This is a genomic window from Microbacterium sp. Root166 (assembly GCF_001427145.1).
Lineage (GTDB): Bacteria > Actinomycetota > Actinomycetes > Actinomycetales > Microbacteriaceae > Microbacterium.
Genome location: NZ_LMGL01000001.1, coordinates 291,913 through 310,606, shown reverse-complemented (window position 1 = coordinate 310,606; position 18,694 = coordinate 291,913). Strand labels below are relative to the sequence as shown.

Sequence of the window (18,694 nt, the reverse complement as noted above, 5' to 3'; positions counted from 1 at the left end):
TGGCGACGTGACCGAGCTGCGCTTCACCCATGAACCGGATGCCTCGCGCTATACGCTGCACCGCGGCGACGACCTCGTGAGCGTCCTGGACTACCGTGACGACGGGCGGACCGTCGCGATGACCCGCGCCTACACCGTGCCCTCCTTCCGCGGACACGGGTATGCCGGTGAACTCGTCGACCGGGCCGTCACCGAGCTCGAACGCGGCCCGGGACGCACTGTGATTCCGGTGTGCTGGTACGTCGCCGACTGGTTCGAGGCGAACCCCGCCCGGCGAGGGATCCTCACGACGCGCCGGTCCGCCTGAGCGGATCGACCGACTTCGGCCTCCGCCGCCCTAGGCTGGCCGCGTGCACATGGAGGCAGTCTTCACCGCGGTGGCCATCGGCTTCGAGGCCGTCGGCGCGGCCGCGATGATCATCGGGTTCGCCATCGCCGTCGTGCTGGGTGTCCGCTCGCTCCTGCGCCAGGAGGGCGGGCAGGCGGCGTTCACGGTTCTGCGGACGACCCTGGGCGCGGCGATCCTGCTCGGCCTCGAAGTGCTCGTCGCGGCCGATCTGATCCGCACCATCACGTCGAAACCCTCGCTGGAGGATGCCGCGATCCTCGGTCTCATCGTCCTCATCCGTACTCTGCTGTCGATGTCGATCCAGATCGAGATCGAGGGCGTCCTCCCCTGGCGGCGCGCGATGTTCACCAGCGGAGGTCAGCTGATCGGCGATGCCGTCGCGCGCGATCGCGCTGCGGCCCGCAAGGCCGGCCCCGACCCGACCTGAATTCGCCTGTCAACCCCCTGCACCCCGGCCGTGAGTGCCGCCAGGGTGGAGGGTGACGAGAGGACCGACTCATGGATCGTGAGCTGCCCGACGGCGTGATCAACGCCGACCCGCCCGGCGGATGGGACCAGACCGGAGACGCGGAGGCTGCCGAGCGCAGCGCCGCGGCTGCTGATTCCGAGCTGTTGACCGATGCTGCGCTGCAGCCGGATGACCCGGTGGAAGGCGAAGACGCCCGCCAGGGCGCCGACCCCGACCTGGGACTGAGCACCACCCGTGGAGATGAGGAGCCGTGATGAACAGCACTGCGAACGACCGTGAGCCCGATGCCCTCGACGACCGCGCGGCGACGCCGGCGGCCGCCGAGCCCGACCACGAGGCCGTCGGCATCGGCGTGATCGGCTCGGAGGACGGCACGGATCATCACGGCCAGGACGAGGGCCGTGAGACGCTCACGGCCAGCGCCGCCCAGCGCACACCGGGCGGACTCGGCAGCGAGCAGGAGCAGCGGCTCCCCGCCATGTCGCAGAACGACGCCTCGACCATCGACAAGGTCGCCGGCATCGTGGCGCAGACGCGCTCGGATGTCGGCACCGAACCGCAGGAGCGGATCGCCGAAGTCCTGCATCAGCGCCTCGAGCAGGCGGGCGTCGACCTCCCCGACGAGGAGGTCGATGAGCTCGCTCGCCAGATCTCGACGGGTGACTCAGCGGCCCCTTCGCGGTGACGTGAAAGCATCGTGACATGGACGAGCCCGCCCTCGGGGCGGGCTCGTTCATGCGATGGCGCAGGCCGTGGGGCAGGGATCGTCGGCGGTGAGACGCAGACCGATCGGCCGGGCCCACGGTGTGCGCTGCGGACGTGCGGCGACGACGGTGACCGGCTGATCGATCAGCGCGAGGCCCGCGCGTCGATCGCGTATGGCGACGAGCATCGCGTGTTCGCGTTCGCGGACGCTGGACTCGTGACGGTACTGCTGTTCGGCGGCGGTGACGAGCGAGAGCATAGTTTCCTCCGTTGGTTCCGATGACTCGAACGTACGCCGGGGCTCCGACATTGCCGGGTCGGTCACAGGTGGCAGGAATCGGAGGGAACGCGGCAGTCGGTCAGTGGTCGCGCGCGAACTCGCGGATGAGCGCGGCGGCGGCCGCGGCATCCCGGATCATCGCCTCGTGACCGTGGCCCGGCACCTCTGCCAGCCGCCCGTCCGGCAGCCCGTCGACGATCGTGCGGCACCAGGCGCGCGGGGTCACGAGGTCGTCCTCGCCCCGCAGCACCAGGGTCGGCGCGGCCACCTCGGCGAGCACGTCCTCCGGCCGATGGACGAGCATCGCGCGGAACTTCAGGCGCAGTCTCGGCCCTGCACGGACGTACTCGCGCGCGCCGAGCGCGATCACCTTCGGACTCTCGACGGCGATGTCGCGCAGCAGTCGCGACAGCTGCCTGGGGGCGGTGCGCGCCGCAGGATCCACCGTGGGGCCGACGAGCACGAGCCCCGAGACCGTCTCGGGATGGCGGGCACCGATCTCCAGCGCGACCTGCGCCCCCATCGAGTGGCCGATGATCACCGCCGGCGCACCGACCCGCGCGCGCAGGAAAGCGGCCACCAGATCGGCGGTCCGCTCCATCGTGAGCACGCGCGGCGGCTCGGGAGCCTCCCCGTAGCCGGGCAGGTCGATCGAGATCACCTCGCCCGATCCGTCCAGCTGCGAGACGAGGTCGCTGAACACGCTCCTGCCCATGCCGATGCCGTGGATCAGCACGTAGCGCGGGCTCCCGCTGCCGTGGCGCTCGGCCACGAGCGTGCTCCCGGCGAAGCTGAATTCGCGAGCGTGGGGCACGGGTTCAGCGTAATCGAGCAGGTGTCACGCCGCGCCCAGCTGGTCGCGCAGGCCGACGCGGTCGGGGATCTCGAACTGCACGCGTCGCAGCCAGCCGGGATCAGGCCAGGGACGCGACGACGGGAGTGCGCGCAGCCGGGCCCGCAGGGCGGGAGCCGCCGCTTCGACGGGGAGGACGCGAGACGGCGCGCGAAGCGCGAGCGCCCCGAGCCACCAGTGCCGCCATGTGCCCTCGATGTCCTCCGGCCCGACGACGACGTAGTAGTCCGGCATGAGCGCCTCTCCCGACTGGAACAGCCCCAGCAGCGTCTCGACCTCGATCTCGAGGGTGCCGAGGGTGGCGCGCTCCTCGAACAGCTCGACCCAGGCCGCGGCCACGTGCTCGAGCGGGTCGGCATCATGGACGACGTACGGAGCGGATGCCGAGGCCACGGCCCTGGCGGCGGCTGCGGGTTCGCTCTCCCGCAGGGAGAGAGCCTGCACGCCGGGCAGGTCGCCGAGGTCGCTCAGCAGTGCATCGCTGCCCGTCCCGACGAGCGCGACGACCGTGGCGGGTGCGGATCCGGATGACGGCGCCATAGTCCACGATACGTCCGGGCGGGCCCGTTGCGGCCTGTCTCGGCCGGGATGTCGGCACTCGAACGTACGGTGTGATCATGCGCATCCTGCACACCTCGGACTGGCACATCGGGCGGTCGTTCCACGGCCACGCCACGCTCGATGCGCTCCGCGGCGTGCTTGACGCGCTCGTCGAGCAGGTGCGCGAGAACGAGGTCGATGTGGTGCTCGTCGCGGGCGACGTCTTCGACTCTGCGGCGCCCGCCGCCGCCTGCTACGCGGTGCTCACCGACACGCTCCGGGCACTGTCCGACACCGGCGCCACCGTCGTCGTGACCAGCGGCAACCACGACTCGGCCGCGCGCCTCGGTTTCCAGGCGTCGCTGCTGCGCGACGGCATCCACGTCGTGACGGATCCGCTCAGCACCGGAACCCCGATCACGCTCGATGACGAGCACGGGACGGTGCACATCTACGGCATCCCGTTCCTCGAGCCGGCGCTGGTGCGCCACCTGTGGCCGGGCGCCGAGCTGCGCTCTCAGCGTCAGACCATCGAGCACGCGATGGGACTCGTCCGGGCCGACGCCGCGGTGCGCGGCGGACGCTCGGTGGTGATGGCGCACTGCTTCGCGGCCGGGGTGGACGCCACCCCCGGCGTCGAACGCGAGATCCGGCAGGGGAGCCTGGACGTCGTTCCCGCATCGGCGTTCGACGGCCCCGACTACGTCGCCCTCGGGCACATCCACGGCCGGCAGCGGCTGTCCGAACGGGTTCGCTACGCCGGTGCCCCGCTGCACTACAGCTTCGGCGAGGCCGACAAGCCGCGCGGCTCCTGGCTCGTCGACCTCGACGCCGCCGGCCTGGCGGGGGTCGAGTGGCTCGAGCTGCCCGTGCCGCGCCGGCTGTCGACCATCCGGGGCACGCTCGATGAGCTGCTCGCCGACGAGCGGTTCGGCGACGTCGAGACGGACTGGGTGTGCGCCCAGTACACCGATGCCACTCCCCAGTCCGATCCCATGCGGCGGCTGCAGAAGCGCTTCCCGTTCTGCGCGACGGTGATGCACACGCCCGTCGGCGCGCGCGGCGACGACGGCTCCACGTACGCACTGCGGGTGCGGGCCGCCCGATCGGATGCCGAGCTCATCGACGTCTTCCTGTCCCACGTCCGCGAGGGCGAGGGAGCGTCGGAGCGCGAGAGCGAGGTCATCCGTGGCGTGATCGGCGAGCACACGCTCGCCGAGGCGCGCACGTGAGGCTGCACTCCCTCGAGCTCGAGGGGTTCGGGCCGTTCCGTGAACGGCAGGTCGTCGACTTCGACGCCTTCGCCGACGACGGCATCTTCCTCATCGCCGGGCGCACCGGCGCCGGCAAGTCCAGCGTGCTCGACGGCGTGAGCTTCGCGCTCTACGGCGGTGTGCCCCGCTACGACGGGGCCGAACGGCGGCTGCGCAGCGACCACTGCGCGCCCGAGGACCCCACGAGCGTGAGCGTGGAGTTCTCGGCGGGCGGCCGCAGATTCCGCGTCACCCGCTCGCCCGAGTACGAGCGCCCCAAGCAGCGCGGCACGGGCATGACGACCGAGCCGCATCGTGCCCAGCTCGACGAGCTCCTCGGCGATCAGTGGACCGGGATCGCGGCGCGACCGGTGGACGTCGCACGCGAGCTCGACGAGATCCTCGGCCTCAGTCAGCAGCAGTTCCTGCAGGTGATCCTGCTCGCCCAGAACCGGTTCGCAGAGTTCCTGCTCGCGAAGAACGACGAGCGGCAGCGGCTGCTGCGCCGGCTGTTCGGCACCCGCACCTACGAGGCGTACCAGGTCGCGCTCGACCAGCGGCGCCGTGACGCCGAGCGGGAGCTCTCCGCCGCCGGCGACGGAGTGATCCTGCTGCTGGACGAGGCAGAGCGGGTGCTGGCTTCTGCCGAGCTGTCCGGCGCAGCCGGGGCGGCGGAGGCTGTGACAGCGGCCGCTCCCGACGTCGCGGCACGCCTGGAGACCGCCGCCGTCGGGGTCCAGCGCGCGGACTACCGGGTCGAGACGCTGGTTCGCGAACGCGACGAGGCCGACGCCGTGCACGCCGCGGCCGAGGGTGCGCATCGCGCGACGCGTGCGCTCCGTGAGAAGCAGGAGCTCCGGGTGCGGTCACGCCTGGCGCTCGCGACGCTGGAAGAAGCCGAGCCGCTCATCCGCCGCGAACGCGAGACGCTCGCCCGTGCGCTGGAGGCCGAGGGTCTGCGCACGTCGATCGACGCGGCGACCGCCGCTGCCGCTGTCGCCGACGCGGCGCTGGCCGATGTCGCCCGCGCGCTCGAGGGGTGGCAGTCCGTGGCGGACGGCGCGGAGGCCTCCGACGTCGCGGCGCTCGGGGCCGTGGTCGATGAGCTCACCGGTGACATCGCGGTGTGGAAGACGGCGCGGGTCCGCGAGCGCGAGCTCGACGCGATGAGCGACGAACTCGCGGCGGGAACCGCACGCATCGCCGAGTTCGACCAGCTCCTCGTTGAACTCGACGTGGTCCGGGCGGCCTTTCCGGCGCGCCTGGCCCAGCTCGAGACCGAACTGGCAGCCGCTCAGGCGGCCGCGGGCGGAATCGACGGCGCCGTCACCCAGCGCGACGCCGTGGCCGAGAGGCTGTCCGCCGCTCGCGAGGCCGTCCGGCTGGCGTCCGGGCTGCGCGACGCCGAGGCGGCGTACCTGGCCGCGAGCGAGCGTCACGACGGCGCCCGGCGTCTCGTCACCGAAGCGCTGCGCCGGCGCCTGGCCGGCCACGCCGGCGAGCTCGCCGCGGCGCTCGTGGACGGCGAGCCGTGCGCCGTGTGCGGTTCCCTCGAACATCCCGCGCCGGCGCCCGCCGCCGACGACGGAGTGTCGGATGAGCAGATCGCCGCCGCCGAGACCGAGCGCGACCTGGCGGCGACCGCGGAGCTCCAGGCGGCAGAACGGGCCAGGAGCGCCCGCGAGGCCCACGCCGCCGCGGCCGCGCGAGCTGGCGGGGCCGCCGTCGAATCGCTCGAGGCCGGGCGCGACGCCGCCGAGGCGGCCGTCGACCGTGCGGCGACGGCGGTGCGGGATCGCGACCGGCTCACCGCAGAGCGCGAGGCCCTGACCGCCGCCGAGGATGCCGCCCGGATCGAACGCGAGGCCGTCGCCGCCGAGGTGACCGCCTTGCGCCTGCGCCTCGCGGCCGTCACGGCCGATGCGCAGGCGGCGCGCCGGGCCGTGGACGACGCCCGAGGCCCCTTCGAATCGGTGTCCGGGCGGATCGCCGACGCCGAGCGGCGCCGTACGCTGGCGAGCGATCTCGCGGGGGCGCTGGTCGCGGCAGAGGCGGCACGCGCGACGGCCGAGCGCTCGGCGGAGGACCGGGACCGGCGCATCGCGGCATCCGGATTCGACGACACCGCTGAGGCGACCGCCGCGCTGCGGACATCCGCGCAGCGCACCGAGCTGGAGGAGGCGATCCGTGACCACGAGGTCGCGCTGCGGACGGAGCGCGACAGGCTGCGCGACCTCGAGCTGGAGCTCGCCGGCGAGCCGGAGGACCTCGTCGACGTCGAGGCCGCCGCGGCCCGCCTCGCGAACGCCCGCGAGCGGTGGAGCACCGCCGTCGACGCCGCGGCGGCCGCATCCCAGACCGCGGCCCGCGTGGCCGAGCTCGTCGCGCGCGCGACCGCAGGGCACGAGAAGAGCGCCGGGCTCGCCGCCGACCACGCCGTGATCGCGCGGCTCGCCGATACCGTGGCCGGGCGGGCGCCGAACACCCACCGCATGACGCTCGAGTCGTTCGTGCTCGCCGCCGAGCTCGAAGAGATCGTCGAGGCGGCGAACCTGCGGCTGTCCGACATGTCGTCGGGCCGCTACCGGCTGCAGCACAGCGACGCTCTCGCCGCACGCGGTGCCTCGAGCGGGCTGGGCCTGCAGATCATGGACGCCCACACCGGGCAGGCGCGGCCGGCTCAATCGCTGTCCGGAGGCGAGACGTTCCTCGCCTCCCTGGCCCTCGCGCTCGGCCTGGCCGAAGTGGTCACGGCGCGCGCAGGCGGAGTACGGCTCGACACGCTGTTCATCGACGAGGGCTTCGGCTCGCTCGATGACGACACGCTCGAACTCGCGATGCGCACGCTCGACGAGCTGCGCCAGGGCGGCCGCACCGTCGGCGTGATCAGCCACGTCGCCGCCATGAAGGAGCAGCTGCCGGCGCAGCTGACCGTGCAGGCGACGGGTCACGGTCCGAGCATCGTGCGGCAGGGGAGCGCCGTCCTGAGCTGACGGATACCCGCGGGCAACCGCGTGACCCTCTGCCCCGCAGGAACGACGATGGCGGCGACCCGAGGGGCCGCCGCCATCGGGGGAATCGCTGCTACTGGAGGTGCGCTTCGGCGGCGACGAGGATCACGTCGAAGAACCGCTGTGCCTGCTCCTCGGTGAACAGCCCTTCGGCGCTGGAGGCGAGCGAGCTGATGATGATCTCGCGCGTGGCCTCGTCTGCGGAGAGAAGAGTCGTGCCCAGCTCGATCAGCATCTCGTCGGTGTAGATCTGCCCGAGCATCTCCTCGGTGATCGACGGGTCGACCTCCTGCAGGATGGCGGTGAGCCCGGGACGGACCTCGGCGAGATACGCGGCCTCGTCGTAGGCGCCCGAGGGCTCCTCGGCCTCTTCCTCGGCGTCGTCCTCATCGGCATCGGGCGTCGCCTCTGCGGAGGACGAGGGCGTGCTCTCGGGTGCGGCGGAGTTGTTCGCCGCGGCATCCAGCCCGACGAACAGCAGCGCGAGCGAGATGGCGCCGATCCAGGCCAGGCCGCCGAGCACCGCGACGATCACGGCGCCCAGGCCGAGGCCCTTGCCGCCCTGCTTCTTGCTGGCGAGGGTGACGATGCCCAGCACGAGCGCGACCAGCAGCAGCAGGCCGCCGATGACGGCCAGGATCACCGAGACCCACAGCAGCGGGATGTACGCGGCGCCGACCAGCGCGAGACCGCCGACGGCGAGGGCCAGCGAGATCCAGCCGAGCGTACGCGGACGCTGATCGGGCGAGCCGGGAGGCGTCGCGCCGGCGGGCGCCTGTGCGAAGGCCGGGTCGGCGTACGCCGTCGCAGGCGCGCCGGGCTGGCCGTAGGGCGCCGCGCCGGGCTGCCCGTAGGCACCCTGGGCGGCCGGCGGGTATGCCTCCGTGGGCTGGAAGTCCGACGGCGGGTAGGCCGCGGTGGGCTGGGCCGCGGGTGCGTCGTACGCCTCGGTGGGCTGGGCATCGGGGGAGACCGGAGCGCTGGAGTCGGTGCGCTCGGGCTCGCCGGGCTGAGGAGGCGTGGGGGAGGTGGGATCGGACATGCGGAATCCTTGCTGCGAGAAGTCGGGGGATGCGAGAACGGGAACGTGCTCCTCGCGGCACTCCAGACTATCTAGGCTGTTCCCGTGAACAGGAACACGGTCTGGACCATCGTCGGAGTCGTCGTGGCGATCCTCATCGCCTGGTTCCTCGTGAACATCCTGTTCTCGCTGCTGTGGTTCATCGGCAAGCTCGTGGTCGTCCTCGTGGTCGCCGCGATCGTGTTCTTCGTCCTGCGAAGCGTGTTCGCGCGCGAGCGGTGACGGCTCAGACGCCGTAGTCGGCGCGGATGCGGGCGCGCAGCTGCTCGCTGCACGCGGCGACGGCGGCTCGCCAGTCGGTGATCGCGTCGTCCTGCGCGCGGTCCGAGACGGCCTTGAGCACCCGGATCGGCACTCCGAAGCGCTCCGCGACCCAGACGTAGGCGTAGGTCTCCATGTCGACCAGGCCCGCGCCGAGCGGACGGATGACCTCGACCGCCTCGGAGTCGTCGACGAAGTGGTCGCCGGTGGCGATCGTCACGCCGCCGTCAGTCACGGCCATGCGCGGGGGCAGCGAGACGTGCTGGCCGACGATCCCGTCGATGTCGGTCACGTCGTGCTGGATCGCGGCGCCGATCTCGTAGACGTCGGCGTCGAGCCGGGCGTCGATCGCGCCCGCGGTGCCGACCACGACGATCTCGTCGTACTCGGCGGCATCGAGCGCGCGGGTCAGCGCATAGGTGGCCTGCAGCTTGCCGGGGCCGGTGACGAGCCGGTCGAACCCGGGGAGGTCGGCGGGGAACGCGACGAGTTCGGCATCGAGGGCGGCGACGAGAAGCTTCACCGTTCCATTGTCGCCGGGTCGCCTGGGCGTTGCCCCGGCGAAGGCTCACGGCTCGGATGCCGCGGCTCACCGCCCGCGAAGCGACACCGGTCCCATCACCGGACGCCGCCGGTCGCGCACCCACCGCACGCCGTCCGCCTTCAGCTCCTCGCGGGTGGCGAAGCGGTAGCGGTACGACACCGCCCGCACCCAGCGTGGCCGCTCGCCGGAGAACGGATCCGCGGCGAGCAGGCGCAGGGTCGCGGCATCCGCTTCCAGCAGTCGCAGCAGGAACATCGTGAACCAGTCCTCGAGCGACCGCCCCAGCGGCAGGAACCACATGAGCCAGTCCAGCCGCAGGTGGTACGGCGCGAACTGCCGGGGGATCCGCCGCACGTCGCCGGGCTTGCCCTTGAATTCGTACTCCTGCCAGGTGGCGCCGTCCGGGTCCACGTCGGTGGTGCCCTCGACGACGATCTCGATCCGCTCCTTCGTCACGGTTCCGAAGGCGCCGTACGCGTTCGCCAGCTGCCAGCGGTTGAAGCTCGCGTTCATGAGCTGCCGGCGCGCGAACAGATTGCGCACCGCTGGCCAGCTCAGCACGAGGTAGAGCACGCCGACCGCCGAGGTCACGAGAAGCCAGGGCAGCGGCATCCCGTCGATCGTCCACGGCGGATCCTGCCGCGGCGGCGCGACGGGAGAGCCGATGCCGGGCAGCCCGACGGCGGAGAAGGCCAGGACGACAGTGGCCCAGTTGAGCCACGCGAAGTTGCCGGTGACGATGAGCCAGAGCTGGGTCGCGATGACGATGCCGGCGGCGACGGCTCCGATGCTCGCGGGAACCGGCCCGGGCACCCACAGTCCGAGCAGCGGCGCGAACAGGAACCACGGCACGACGAGCTGCGCGAAGTGGTTGCCGAGGACCTCGCCCTTGTGGAACCAGCGGGGCAGCAGATGCGCCTGCCTGCTGAGCGGCCCGGGCATCGGCTGCGTCTCGTGGTGGAAGGTGAGCGCCGTGAGGTCGCGCCACTCCCGGCCGCCGCGGATCTTGATCATGCCGGCGCCGAACTCGAGCCGGAACACGAGCCACCACAGCAGCACGATCACCACCGTCGGCGGCGGCTCTGCGGCCGAGCCGAGGAACGCGGCGAGGAACCCGGCCTCGAGCAGCAGCATCTCCCAGCCGAAGCCGTAGAAGGTCTGGCCGATGCTGACGACCGACATGTAGCCGAGCCAGAGCGCCAGGAAGCAGGCCATCGGCGCCCACGGCGTGAACAGCTGAGGGATGCCGCAGACCACCGCCGCCGCCACGGCGATGCCGGCCCAGCACAGGGCGGCCAGACGCCGGTCGGTGTACTCGACATGACGGAAGAGGGTCGGATGCAGCAGCCGGCCCCGCGGGGACGTGCGCGCCCAGTGGAGCAGCTCCGGAGCGGGGAGGAGTCCGTGCTCGCCGAGGAGCGGCCGGAACTGGTTCAGCGTCGAGACGAAAGCGACGAGGTACAGCGCGGCGATCCCGCGTTGGAGGACCTCTCGGGCGAACCCGAAGTCGACCGCCGCGAACCCGTCCATGGCCTCCATGGTCGCGGCGACGATCGGGGGCCGCCACGGTCTTGCGCGGCGCCCGGTCGGGGGCTAATCGGCGCCGCAGGGGAACGCGGCGCGTCTCTTCCGCCGCGGCGCACGCGCGGCCAGGATGAAGGAGCGGAGGGTCCGCGGGAAGAGGTGGATCATGCAATCTGTGCTGCTGGACGCTCCTGCCGGGATCACGGTCCGGCTCGGCTGGGACCCGAAGCTTCCCGAGCACGACCGCAAGCGCGCGCTCGCCCGGGAGATCGTGGCCGCGCAGCTCGGTGTCGACGAGCGGGCGGTGCGGATCGAGCGGGAGGCGCCCCGCGACTTCGGCTTCCACACCCATCTCATCGCCGAGGTCGAGGGGAAGGAGGTCCCGCTGCACATCCGCAACGCGAACTTCCGGGCCGCGACCGTGGTGGCCGTCGCCGATCCCGCGGTGCCGCTCGGGCTGGACCTGCGGGACGCGCACCCCGACGACGCCACCCTGCACGAGATGCAGCGTCACTCGCACCTGCTGGAAGACGCCGACCTCGGCAAGCGCCTCGCGCACTGGACGCGGGTGCAAGCCGTCCGCGACGCCGACGGGCGCGGTGCCCGGGTGGCTGCGGACCACGTCCGCCTCGACTCGCCGCTGACCAAGGGCTGGATCCCGGACCGTCGCGTCTACTACCAGCTCGCCGATCTCTCGCGCGACAGCTGGATCATCACGCTCGCCTACGGGGCCGCGCCGGTCTGACGCCGGATGATCCGGATGCTCCCCACCCTTCTCCACGCATCGCTACGCGCTGCGCGGAGCCTCCGGGGTGTGGGCCCATCAGCCGCGGCATCCGCTCGATCATTCCTCGACGAGCTCGGGGAGTGCGGCCTTGAGCTCTGCGATCCAGGCGTTGGCGTTGCCGTCCGACGGCGCGCGCCAGTCGCCGCGCGGCGACAGCGACCCCGCGGGTGAGACCTTGGGCCCGTTGGGGATCGCCGAGCGCTTGAACTGCGCGAACGCGAAGTAGCGCCGCAGGAACACCTGCAGCCACTTGGCCACGGCGGCGAGGTCGTACGCGAAGCGGTCCTCGGCGGGGAAGCCGGGAGGCCAGGCTCCGGCATCCTTGTCGCCCCACGCCTGCGACGCCAGATACGCGATCTTCGACGGACGGAAGCCGAATCGCAGCACGTGGTACAGCGCGAAGTCGTGCAGCGCGTACGGTCCGATGCGGTCCTCGGTGGACTGCATCTTGCCGTCCTGCCCGGCCGGCACCAGCTCGGGAGAGATCTCGGTGTCGAGCACGGACTGCAGCACCGCGGCCTCGGCGTCGTCGACGCCCTCTCGGTGCGCGATCACCCAGCGGATGACGTGCTGGATCAGGGTCTTGGGCACGCCGGCGTTGACGGCGTAGTGGCTCATATGGTCGCCGACGCCGTAGGTCGCCCAGCCGAGGGCGAGCTCCGAGAGATCGGACGTGCCGATCACCATGCCGCCGTGCTGGTTCGCGAGGCGGAAGAGGAAGTCCGTCCGGATGCCGGCCTGCACGTTCTCGAAGGTCACGTCGTACACCGGCTCGCCGCCCGCGAACGGATGCTTGATGCCCTCGAGGATCTCGGTCGCGGCGGGCCGGATGTCGATGGTCTCGATCGAGGCGCCGACCGACTCCGCGAGGGCGATCGCGTTCGACTTGGTGTGGTCGCTCGTAGCGAACCCCGGCATCGTGTACGCCAGGATGTCGCTGCGCGGGCGTCCCATGCGGTCCATCGCCCGCGCGACCACGAGCAGCGCGTGCGTGGAGTCGAGGCCGCCGCTCACGCCGATGACGGGCTTCGGCGCGCCGATGGACTGCATGCGCTGGACCAGGCCCGAGACCTGGATGTTGAACGCCTCGTAGCAGTCCTGCGCGAGCCGTGCGGGGTCGTCGGGGACGAACGGGAACCGGTCGAGGGCGCGCCGCAGCCCGACGTCCGTCGCGGGCGGGTCGAGCTCGAAGTGCACGACGCGGAACTGCGGGTCGTAGGTGCGGCGATTGTCGTCGAACGTGCCCTGCCGGAGGCGGTCCTGCCGCAGGCGGTCGAGGTCGACGTCGGCGACCGACCGGCGCGGTCCGTCGGGGAAGCGCTCGGTCTCGGCGAGCAGGTTGCCGCCCTCGTAGATCATGGTCTGACCGTCCCACGACACGTCGTTCGTGGACTCGCCCATGCCCGCCGCTGCGTAGGCGTAGGCGGCCAGGCAGCGCAGCGACTGCGACTTGCACAGGTCCTTGCGGTCCTCGGCGCGGGCGATCGTGATGGGGCTGCCGCTGAGGTTGAGCAGCACGGTCGCCCCGGCCAGCGCGGCACCGGCCGACGGGGGGATCGGCACCCAGACGTCCTCGCACACCTCCGCGTGCACCACGAGGCCGGGCACGTCGATCGCCTCGAAGAGCAGGTCGGGACCGAACGGCGCCTCGAGCTCGCCGACCCGGACGTACTCACCGGCCTGGTCGTCGCCCGGGGCGTACCAGCGGCGCTCGTAGAACTCGCGGTACGTCGGCAGGTACGACTTGGGGGCGACGCCGAGCAGCTCGCCGCGGTGGATGATCACAGCGCAGTTGTAGAGGCGGTTGCGATGACGCAGCGGCGCACCGACCACGAGCATCGGGAAGAGATCCTCGGATGCCTCGACCAGTCGCGCGATGGCTCCTTCGACGGCGTCGAGCACGGCATCCTGCATCACGAGATCCTCGAGCGAGTACCCGGTCAGGCACAGCTCCGGGAAGACCGCGACCGCGACGGACTCGGCGTCGCACTCGCGCGCGGTGGCCAGGACCGCGTCGGCGTTGGCGGCCGGATCCGCGATCGTCAGCGGGATCGTGCAGGCCGCGACCCGCGCGAACCCGTGCCGGTACGCGCTCTCGAAGGGGAGGCTCGTGCTCATGCCCCCAGTCTGGCAGGAGGCTCCCCGCCGCGGTGCGATTGCCCTCCACAGCGACGGTGCTGTCGGTCCACGCGGCTAGGGTCGTGGGGAAAGGCGGTGGCATGCGGTACATCCCGGGAGACGGCGGCGGCGAAGGCCGGGTCGTATGGAGCGCGAGCGACCTCAAGGCGGCGGCGGAGTGCGAGTTCGCGTGGGTGCGTTCCATCGACGCCAAGCTCGGGCGCATCGTGGCGATCGAAGAGCCCGAGGACGAGACGCTCAAGCGCGCCGGGCGGCTGGGCACGGCGCACGAGCTCCGGGTGCTCGCCGAGTACGTCGAGCGGTTCGGCAGCGGGGTCGTCGAGATCCCCGAGACGCGCTCTTCGGATGCCGCGGCCCTGGCCGAAGCGGTCGCGCTCACCAACGCGGCGCTCGCCTCGGATGCCGACGTCGTCTATCAGGCGGCCTTCTCGACGAGCGACTTCGTCGGCTTCGCCGACTTCCTGGTGCGCGATGACCAGGGCCGCTGGATCGTGCAGGACACCAAGCTCGCGCGCCACGCGCGGGTGACGGCGCTGATGCAGCTGGCGGCGTACGTCGATCAGCTCGACCGCCTCGGCGTCGCACGCGCCGACCGGGTCGAGCTTCTGCTCGGCGACGGCTCGACGAGCGTGCACGAGGTCGACGACCTCATGCCGGTGTTCGCCCTCCGTCGCGAGCGCCTCGCTGCGCTCATCGCCGATCGGCGCATCGATCTCGGCGTCGACGGTGCGCCCATCGCCTGGGGCGACCCGCGCGGCGACCTCGACGTCGTGGCGTGCGGACGCTGCGCCACGTGCGACAGCGAGGTCGTGGCCTCGCGCGATCTGCTGCTCGTGGCCGGCATGCGGCCGGTGCAGCGCGATCGCCTGCGCGCCGCCGGGTTCGGCACGATCGAAGACCTCGCGGTCGCGCCGACCGGGCCGGCCGGCATGAACCCCGACACGTTCGGCATGCTGCGCACGCAGGCACGGCTGCAGCTGCAGAGCCCCGCCGGCACTCCGCCGCTCACGTCGACGCCGTCGTCCAATGGCAGCCTGCCGCCGGTGCCCACCTTCGAAGTCGTCGCGCCGACCGCGCTGGGGGCGCTTCCCCGTCCTGACCACGGCGACCTGTTCTTCGACTTCGAGGGCGACCCGCTGCACACCGAGCCGCAGCCGCCCGGGCGCGAGGGCGAGCCGGTGCAGTGGGGCATCGACTATCTGTTCGGCTGGGTCGACGAGCGCGAGCAGTACACCGCGCTGTGGGCGCACTCGTTCGCGGACGAGAAGCGGGCGCTCGAGACGTTCGTCGACATCGTCAACCTGCGCCGCCAGCAGCATCCGGGCATGCACATCTACCACTACGCCCCCTACGAGCCCACGCACCTGCTGGCGATGGCCGCTCGTCACGGCGTGCGCGAGACCGATGTCGACCGGCTGCTGCGCGACGGCGTCTTCGTCGACCTCTACCCGATCGTGCGCCGCGCGCTGCGGGTCGGGTCGCGGTCCTACTCGATCAAGAAGCTCGAGCCGCTCTACATGGGCGACGAGGTGCGCACGAGCGATGTGCAGAAGGGGGACGACTCCATCGTCCGCTACGTCGAAGCCCGTGCGCTCGGCGCCGATGGTGACGACGCCGGGTCCCGCGCGATCCTGGACGATCTCGCGGACTACAACCGCTACGACTGCGTGTCGACGCGGCGCCTGCGCGATTGGCTCGTTGATCGCGCGCGCGCCGCTCAGCTGCTGCCGTCTCCCAACCCCGAACCGGACGAGCGCGCCTACGAGCCGTCGCCCCGGGCGCTCGCCCTCGAGCGGCTGGCCGGCGAGCACGGGGCCGACTCGAGCGAGTCGCAGGCGCTTCGGCTGGGTGCGGCGGCGATCGACTACTACCCGCGCGAGTCCAAATCGTTCTGGGCTACGCACTTCCTCCGCCTGCGCGAGCCCGTGCCGCTGTGGGAAGAGACGCGCGACGTCGCCGTGGTCGACCCGACCCGCTCCCGCGTGGTCGAGGACTGGCACTTCCTCGAGAGCGGCCGGGGCGGTGAGCGACGCACGATCGAGCTCCGGGGCGAGCTGGCACCGGGCACGCGCTTCAGCGTGGGCACGAACCCCTTCGTCCTCTACGAGCTGCCCGCGCCGTACCCGTCCGAGGCCTCGCCGCGGTGGATCCACTCCGCCCGGTCGGTGACGGTGCTCGAGGTCCTCGACGACGGAGTGCTCATCGAAGAGACCGCCGTCGACGGCGTGACCTGGTCGCCGCTGCCGCTCGCGATCACGCCGGCCGCGCCGCCGTCAGCCGGCAACCAGCAGTCCGCGATCAATGCGTGGGCGGATGCCGTCATCGACGCGGCGCCGCCCCTGCCCGCCGACCCGGCGACCGACATCCTGCGACGCCTGCCCCCTCGCACGCTCACCGGCGCCCTGCCCGCCTCCACGGGTGACGACGTCGACGCGATCGTGCGCGCCGTCCAGGACCTCGACCGGAGCTATCTCGCCGTTCAGGGTCCTCCCGGCACGGGCAAGACCTACGTCGGGTCGCACGTCATCGCCCGGCTCGTGCGCGAGCGCGGCTTCAAGGTCGGCGTGGTGGCGCAGTCGCACGCCGTGGTCGAGAACATGCTCGAGCGCATCGTCGCCGCCGGCGTGGCGAAAGAGCTCGTCGGCAAAGCGCCCAAGACCGAGCGCGAGACGTACTGCTTCACGCCGCTGCGCAAGAACGGCGTCGCCGAGTTCGCCGCCCAGCACGCGGAGTCCGGGTTCGTGTTCGGCGGCACCGCCTGGGACTTCAGCCACGAGGGCCGCATCCCGCGCGGCAGCCTCGACCTGCTCGTCATCGACGAGGCAGGGCAGTTCTCGCTCGCCTCGACGATCGCGGTCTCGCTGGCGGCGCCGCGCCTGCTTCTGCTCGGTGACCCGCAGCAGCTGCCGCAGGTGAGTCAGGGCACCCACCCCGAACCCGTCGACACGTCGGCGCTCGGCTGGGTGATGGACGGCGCCGACGTCGTCCCCCCCGAGTACGGCTACTTCCTGGCGCGCACCTGGCGCATGCACCCCGCCGTCGCCGAACCGGTGTCGAAGCTGTCGTACCGCGGCGAGCTCGCCGCGCACCCGTCGACGGCCCTGCGCGCACTCGACGGCGTCGAGGCGGGCGTGCGGCCGGTTCCGCTTCGTCACCGGGGTAACGCGACGCAGTCCCGCGAAGAGGCGGCGGCCGTCGTCGAGATCGTGCGCGACGTCATCGGACGCTCGTGGTCCGACATCCGGATCGAGGATGACGGCGTGACCACGCCGGTCGCCCCGCGCGCGTTGGAGCAGAGCGACATCATCGTCGTGACGCCGTACAACGCCCAGCAGGTCGCGGTCGAGGAGGCACTCGCCGCCGCCGGGTTCCCCGACGTGCCCGCCGGGACGGTCGACAAGTTCCAGGGTCAGGAGGCGGCGGTCGCCATCGTGTCGCTGGCGGCGTCGTCGGGACGCGACGCCCCGAGGGGGCTTGAGTTCCTGCTGCTGCGCAACCGGCTCAACGTCGCGATCTCGCGCGCCAAGCACACCGCCTACCTGGTGCACTCGCCCGCGCTGCTCGACGACCTGCCGCGGACGCCGGAGGGAGTCGCGCGCCTGAGCGGGTTCGCCCGCCTGGTCGGCCGCGGCTGAGCCGCGCGTAGACTCGCGCACACAGCGACCCCAGGAGGAATCCATGGCCGACGAGGCGCCCCGGAAGTTCGAGATCGACCTGCCTCCCGAGCACATCGCAGGCAACTACGCCGACTTCGCGAACGTGTGGCATACGCCGACGGTGTTCGTGATGGACTTCCTCACGCTGGCGCAGCCGCCGCGCGATCAGGTCGATCCCGAGACGGGCGAGCACCACACCGTCGTCCCGGCACGCGTGGTCAGCCGCATCCGGATTCCCCCCGAGCAGGTGTTCGAGCTGGCCAAGGCGCTCACTCAGCAGCTCGAGTTCTGGGAGCAGGAGACCGGCCGCCGCAACCCCCAAGGGCCGCTGCTCGACACCTGACGGTCGGACTAGACGCCGTGGAGCGGCATGTCAACCCCGTACGTAGGGTTCACGCGTCACCGTAGCCTGGCGAGGCGTCGGATAGACGCGGGTGCGGCATTCGTTCGGCGAGGGGCGGATGCCGCACCGTCACGTCTGCGGCAGGCCTTGCCGTGCGCGGGTTCATCTGTGCGAGTGCGATCTCCGCGGGCGCGGGAGAGACCATTTCGCACAGACGAGTGTCGCGTGACCCTGCGTGCGCGGGATCAGACCGTGCCGTAGAGCCGATCGCCGGCGTCGCCGAGACCGGGGACGATGTAGCCCTTCTCGTTCAGCCGCTCGTCCATGGCGCCCAGCACCAGGGTGACGTCGCGGCCGTCGACCTGCTTCTCGAGCGCGGCGACCCCCTCGGGAGCGCCGAGCAGGCAGATGGCGGTGACGTCCTGCGCGCCGCGGGCGAAGAGGAACTCGATCGCCGCGCCGAGCGAGCCGCCGGTGGCGAGCATCGGGTCCAGCACGAAGCACTGGCGGTCGCTGAGGTCGTCGGGCAGGCGCTCGGCGTAGGTCGAGGGCTCGAGCGTCTCTTCGTTGCGGACCATGCCCAGGAAGCCGACCTCGGCGGTCGGGACCAGCTTCACCATGCCTTCGAGCATGCCCAGACCGGCACGCAGGATCGGGACGACGAGGGGTCGCGGCTCGCTGATCTTGACGCCCGTGGTCGTCGTGACCGGCGTCTCGATCTCGATCGGCGAGACGCGCACGTTGCGCGTCGCCTCGTAGGCCAGAAGGGTCACGAGCTCCTCGGTCAGCTGGCGGAACACCGGCGACGAGGTGCGCTTGTCGCGCAGCACCGTGAGCTTGTGGGTGATGAGGGGATGATCGGCGACGTGCAGGCGCATACGCCCAGGGTAGTGCGTGGG

General features: G+C 71.9%; 18 protein-coding genes. 10 read left to right on the top strand and 8 right to left on the bottom strand.

Annotation, left to right across the window (positions count from 1 at the left end):
• Positions 1-7: 7 nt before the first annotated feature.
• From ASD56_RS01405 to ASD56_RS16410, 4 genes are all read left to right on the top strand, one after another.
• On the top strand, positions 8-307 hold the full coding sequence (locus ASD56_RS01405) for a GNAT family N-acetyltransferase (RefSeq protein WP_055960412.1): 300 nt from the start codon (positions 8-10) through the stop codon (positions 305-307).
• A 49-nt stretch (positions 308-356) separates the two neighbouring features.
• Complete coding sequence (locus ASD56_RS01400) at positions 357-776, top strand: DUF1622 domain-containing protein (protein WP_055960409.1); 420 nt, start codon at positions 357-359, stop codon at positions 774-776.
• A 71-nt stretch (positions 777-847) separates the two neighbouring features.
• Entirely contained in the window at positions 848-1,072 is a 225-nt protein-coding gene (locus ASD56_RS01395; RefSeq protein WP_055960406.1) for a hypothetical protein, read from the top strand.
• Positions 1,072-1,503 carry a hypothetical protein gene (locus ASD56_RS16410; RefSeq protein ID WP_055960403.1) on the top strand — a complete coding sequence of 144 codons (432 nt, stop codon included), beginning with the start codon at positions 1,072-1,074 and terminating at the stop codon, positions 1,501-1,503. Before ASD56_RS01395 ends, ASD56_RS16410 begins: the two co-directional genes overlap by 1 nt.
• A 48-nt stretch (positions 1,504-1,551) precedes the next feature.
• Here the strand turns inward: ASD56_RS16410 and ASD56_RS01385 are convergent, their stop codons facing one another.
• The 3 genes from ASD56_RS01385 to ASD56_RS01375 form a co-directional block, all read right to left on the bottom strand.
• Positions 1,552-1,782 carry a hypothetical protein gene (locus ASD56_RS01385; protein ID WP_055960401.1) on the bottom strand — a complete coding sequence of 77 codons (231 nt, stop codon included), beginning with the start codon at positions 1,780-1,782 and terminating at the stop codon, positions 1,552-1,554.
• Positions 1,783-1,882: 100 nt separating this feature from the next.
• Complete coding sequence (locus ASD56_RS01380) at positions 1,883-2,617, bottom strand: alpha/beta fold hydrolase (RefSeq protein WP_055960398.1); 735 nt, start codon at positions 2,615-2,617, stop codon at positions 1,883-1,885.
• Between the two features lie 24 nt (positions 2,618-2,641).
• The gene (locus ASD56_RS01375) at positions 2,642-3,196 is read right to left on the bottom strand and encodes a hypothetical protein (RefSeq protein WP_055960395.1); all 555 of its coding nucleotides are present in this window, start codon (positions 3,194-3,196) and stop codon (positions 2,642-2,644) included.
• A 77-nt stretch (positions 3,197-3,273) separates the two neighbouring features.
• On the opposite strand from ASD56_RS01375, the gene ASD56_RS01370 reads away from it, so the two are divergent.
• Together ASD56_RS01370 and ASD56_RS01365 are read left to right on the top strand one after the other, a co-directional pair.
• Positions 3,274-4,428: an exonuclease SbcCD subunit D gene (locus ASD56_RS01370; protein WP_055963421.1), complete on the top strand. Its 1,155-nt coding sequence runs from the start codon at positions 3,274-3,276 to the stop codon at positions 4,426-4,428.
• Positions 4,425-7,442 (top strand): AAA family ATPase, encoded by a 3,018-nt coding sequence (locus ASD56_RS01365; RefSeq protein WP_055960393.1) that lies wholly within the window; start codon positions 4,425-4,427, stop codon positions 7,440-7,442. Before ASD56_RS01370 ends, ASD56_RS01365 begins: the two co-directional genes overlap by 4 nt.
• Before the next feature lie 91 nt (positions 7,443-7,533).
• Here the strand turns inward: ASD56_RS01365 and ASD56_RS01360 are convergent, their stop codons facing one another.
• A complete protein-coding gene (locus tag ASD56_RS01360; protein WP_055960390.1) occupies positions 7,534-8,502 on the bottom strand; it encodes a hypothetical protein in 969 nt (322 codons plus the stop codon).
• 84 nt (positions 8,503-8,586) lie between these two features.
• On the opposite strand from ASD56_RS01360, the gene ASD56_RS16310 reads away from it, so the two are divergent.
• Positions 8,587-8,763, top strand: coding sequence for a hypothetical protein (locus tag ASD56_RS16310; RefSeq protein WP_055960387.1), 177 nt, complete (start codon positions 8,587-8,589; stop codon positions 8,761-8,763).
• A 4-nt stretch (positions 8,764-8,767) separates the two neighbouring features.
• Here the strand turns inward: ASD56_RS16310 and ASD56_RS01350 are convergent, their stop codons facing one another.
• Positions 8,768-9,325 (bottom strand): phosphorylase family protein, encoded by a 558-nt coding sequence (locus tag ASD56_RS01350; RefSeq protein WP_055960385.1) that lies wholly within the window; start codon positions 9,323-9,325, stop codon positions 8,768-8,770.
• 66 nt (positions 9,326-9,391) lie between these two features.
• Positions 9,392-10,876: a lipase maturation factor family protein gene (locus tag ASD56_RS01345; RefSeq protein WP_055960382.1), complete on the bottom strand. Its 1,485-nt coding sequence runs from the start codon at positions 10,874-10,876 to the stop codon at positions 9,392-9,394.
• 160 nt (positions 10,877-11,036) lie between these two features.
• Between ASD56_RS01345 and ASD56_RS01340 the strand changes: the two genes are divergently transcribed.
• Positions 11,037-11,615 (top strand): hypothetical protein, encoded by a 579-nt coding sequence (locus tag ASD56_RS01340; RefSeq protein ID WP_055960379.1) that lies wholly within the window; start codon positions 11,037-11,039, stop codon positions 11,613-11,615.
• Positions 11,616-11,714: 99 nt separating this feature from the next.
• Here ASD56_RS01340 and ASD56_RS01335 read toward each other — a convergent pair whose 3' ends face one another.
• Positions 11,715-13,775 (bottom strand): NAD(+) synthase, encoded by a 2,061-nt coding sequence (locus ASD56_RS01335; protein ID WP_055960376.1) that lies wholly within the window; start codon positions 13,773-13,775, stop codon positions 11,715-11,717.
• A 101-nt stretch (positions 13,776-13,876) separates the two neighbouring features.
• Between ASD56_RS01335 and ASD56_RS01330 the strand changes: the two genes are divergently transcribed.
• Positions 13,877-17,431, top strand: a complete 3,555-nt coding sequence (locus ASD56_RS01330; protein WP_055960373.1) for a TM0106 family RecB-like putative nuclease — start codon at positions 13,877-13,879, stop codon at positions 17,429-17,431.
• A 43-nt stretch (positions 17,432-17,474) separates the two neighbouring features.
• Positions 17,475-17,795 carry a DUF3467 domain-containing protein gene (locus ASD56_RS01325; protein WP_055960370.1) on the top strand — a complete coding sequence of 107 codons (321 nt, stop codon included), beginning with the start codon at positions 17,475-17,477 and terminating at the stop codon, positions 17,793-17,795.
• A gap of 245 nt (positions 17,796-18,040) precedes the next feature.
• Here ASD56_RS01325 and upp read toward each other — a convergent pair whose 3' ends face one another.
• A complete protein-coding gene (gene upp, locus ASD56_RS01320) occupies positions 18,041-18,673 on the bottom strand; it encodes a uracil phosphoribosyltransferase (RefSeq protein WP_055960367.1) in 633 nt (210 codons plus the stop codon).
• Between the last annotated feature and the right edge of the window lie 21 nt (positions 18,674-18,694).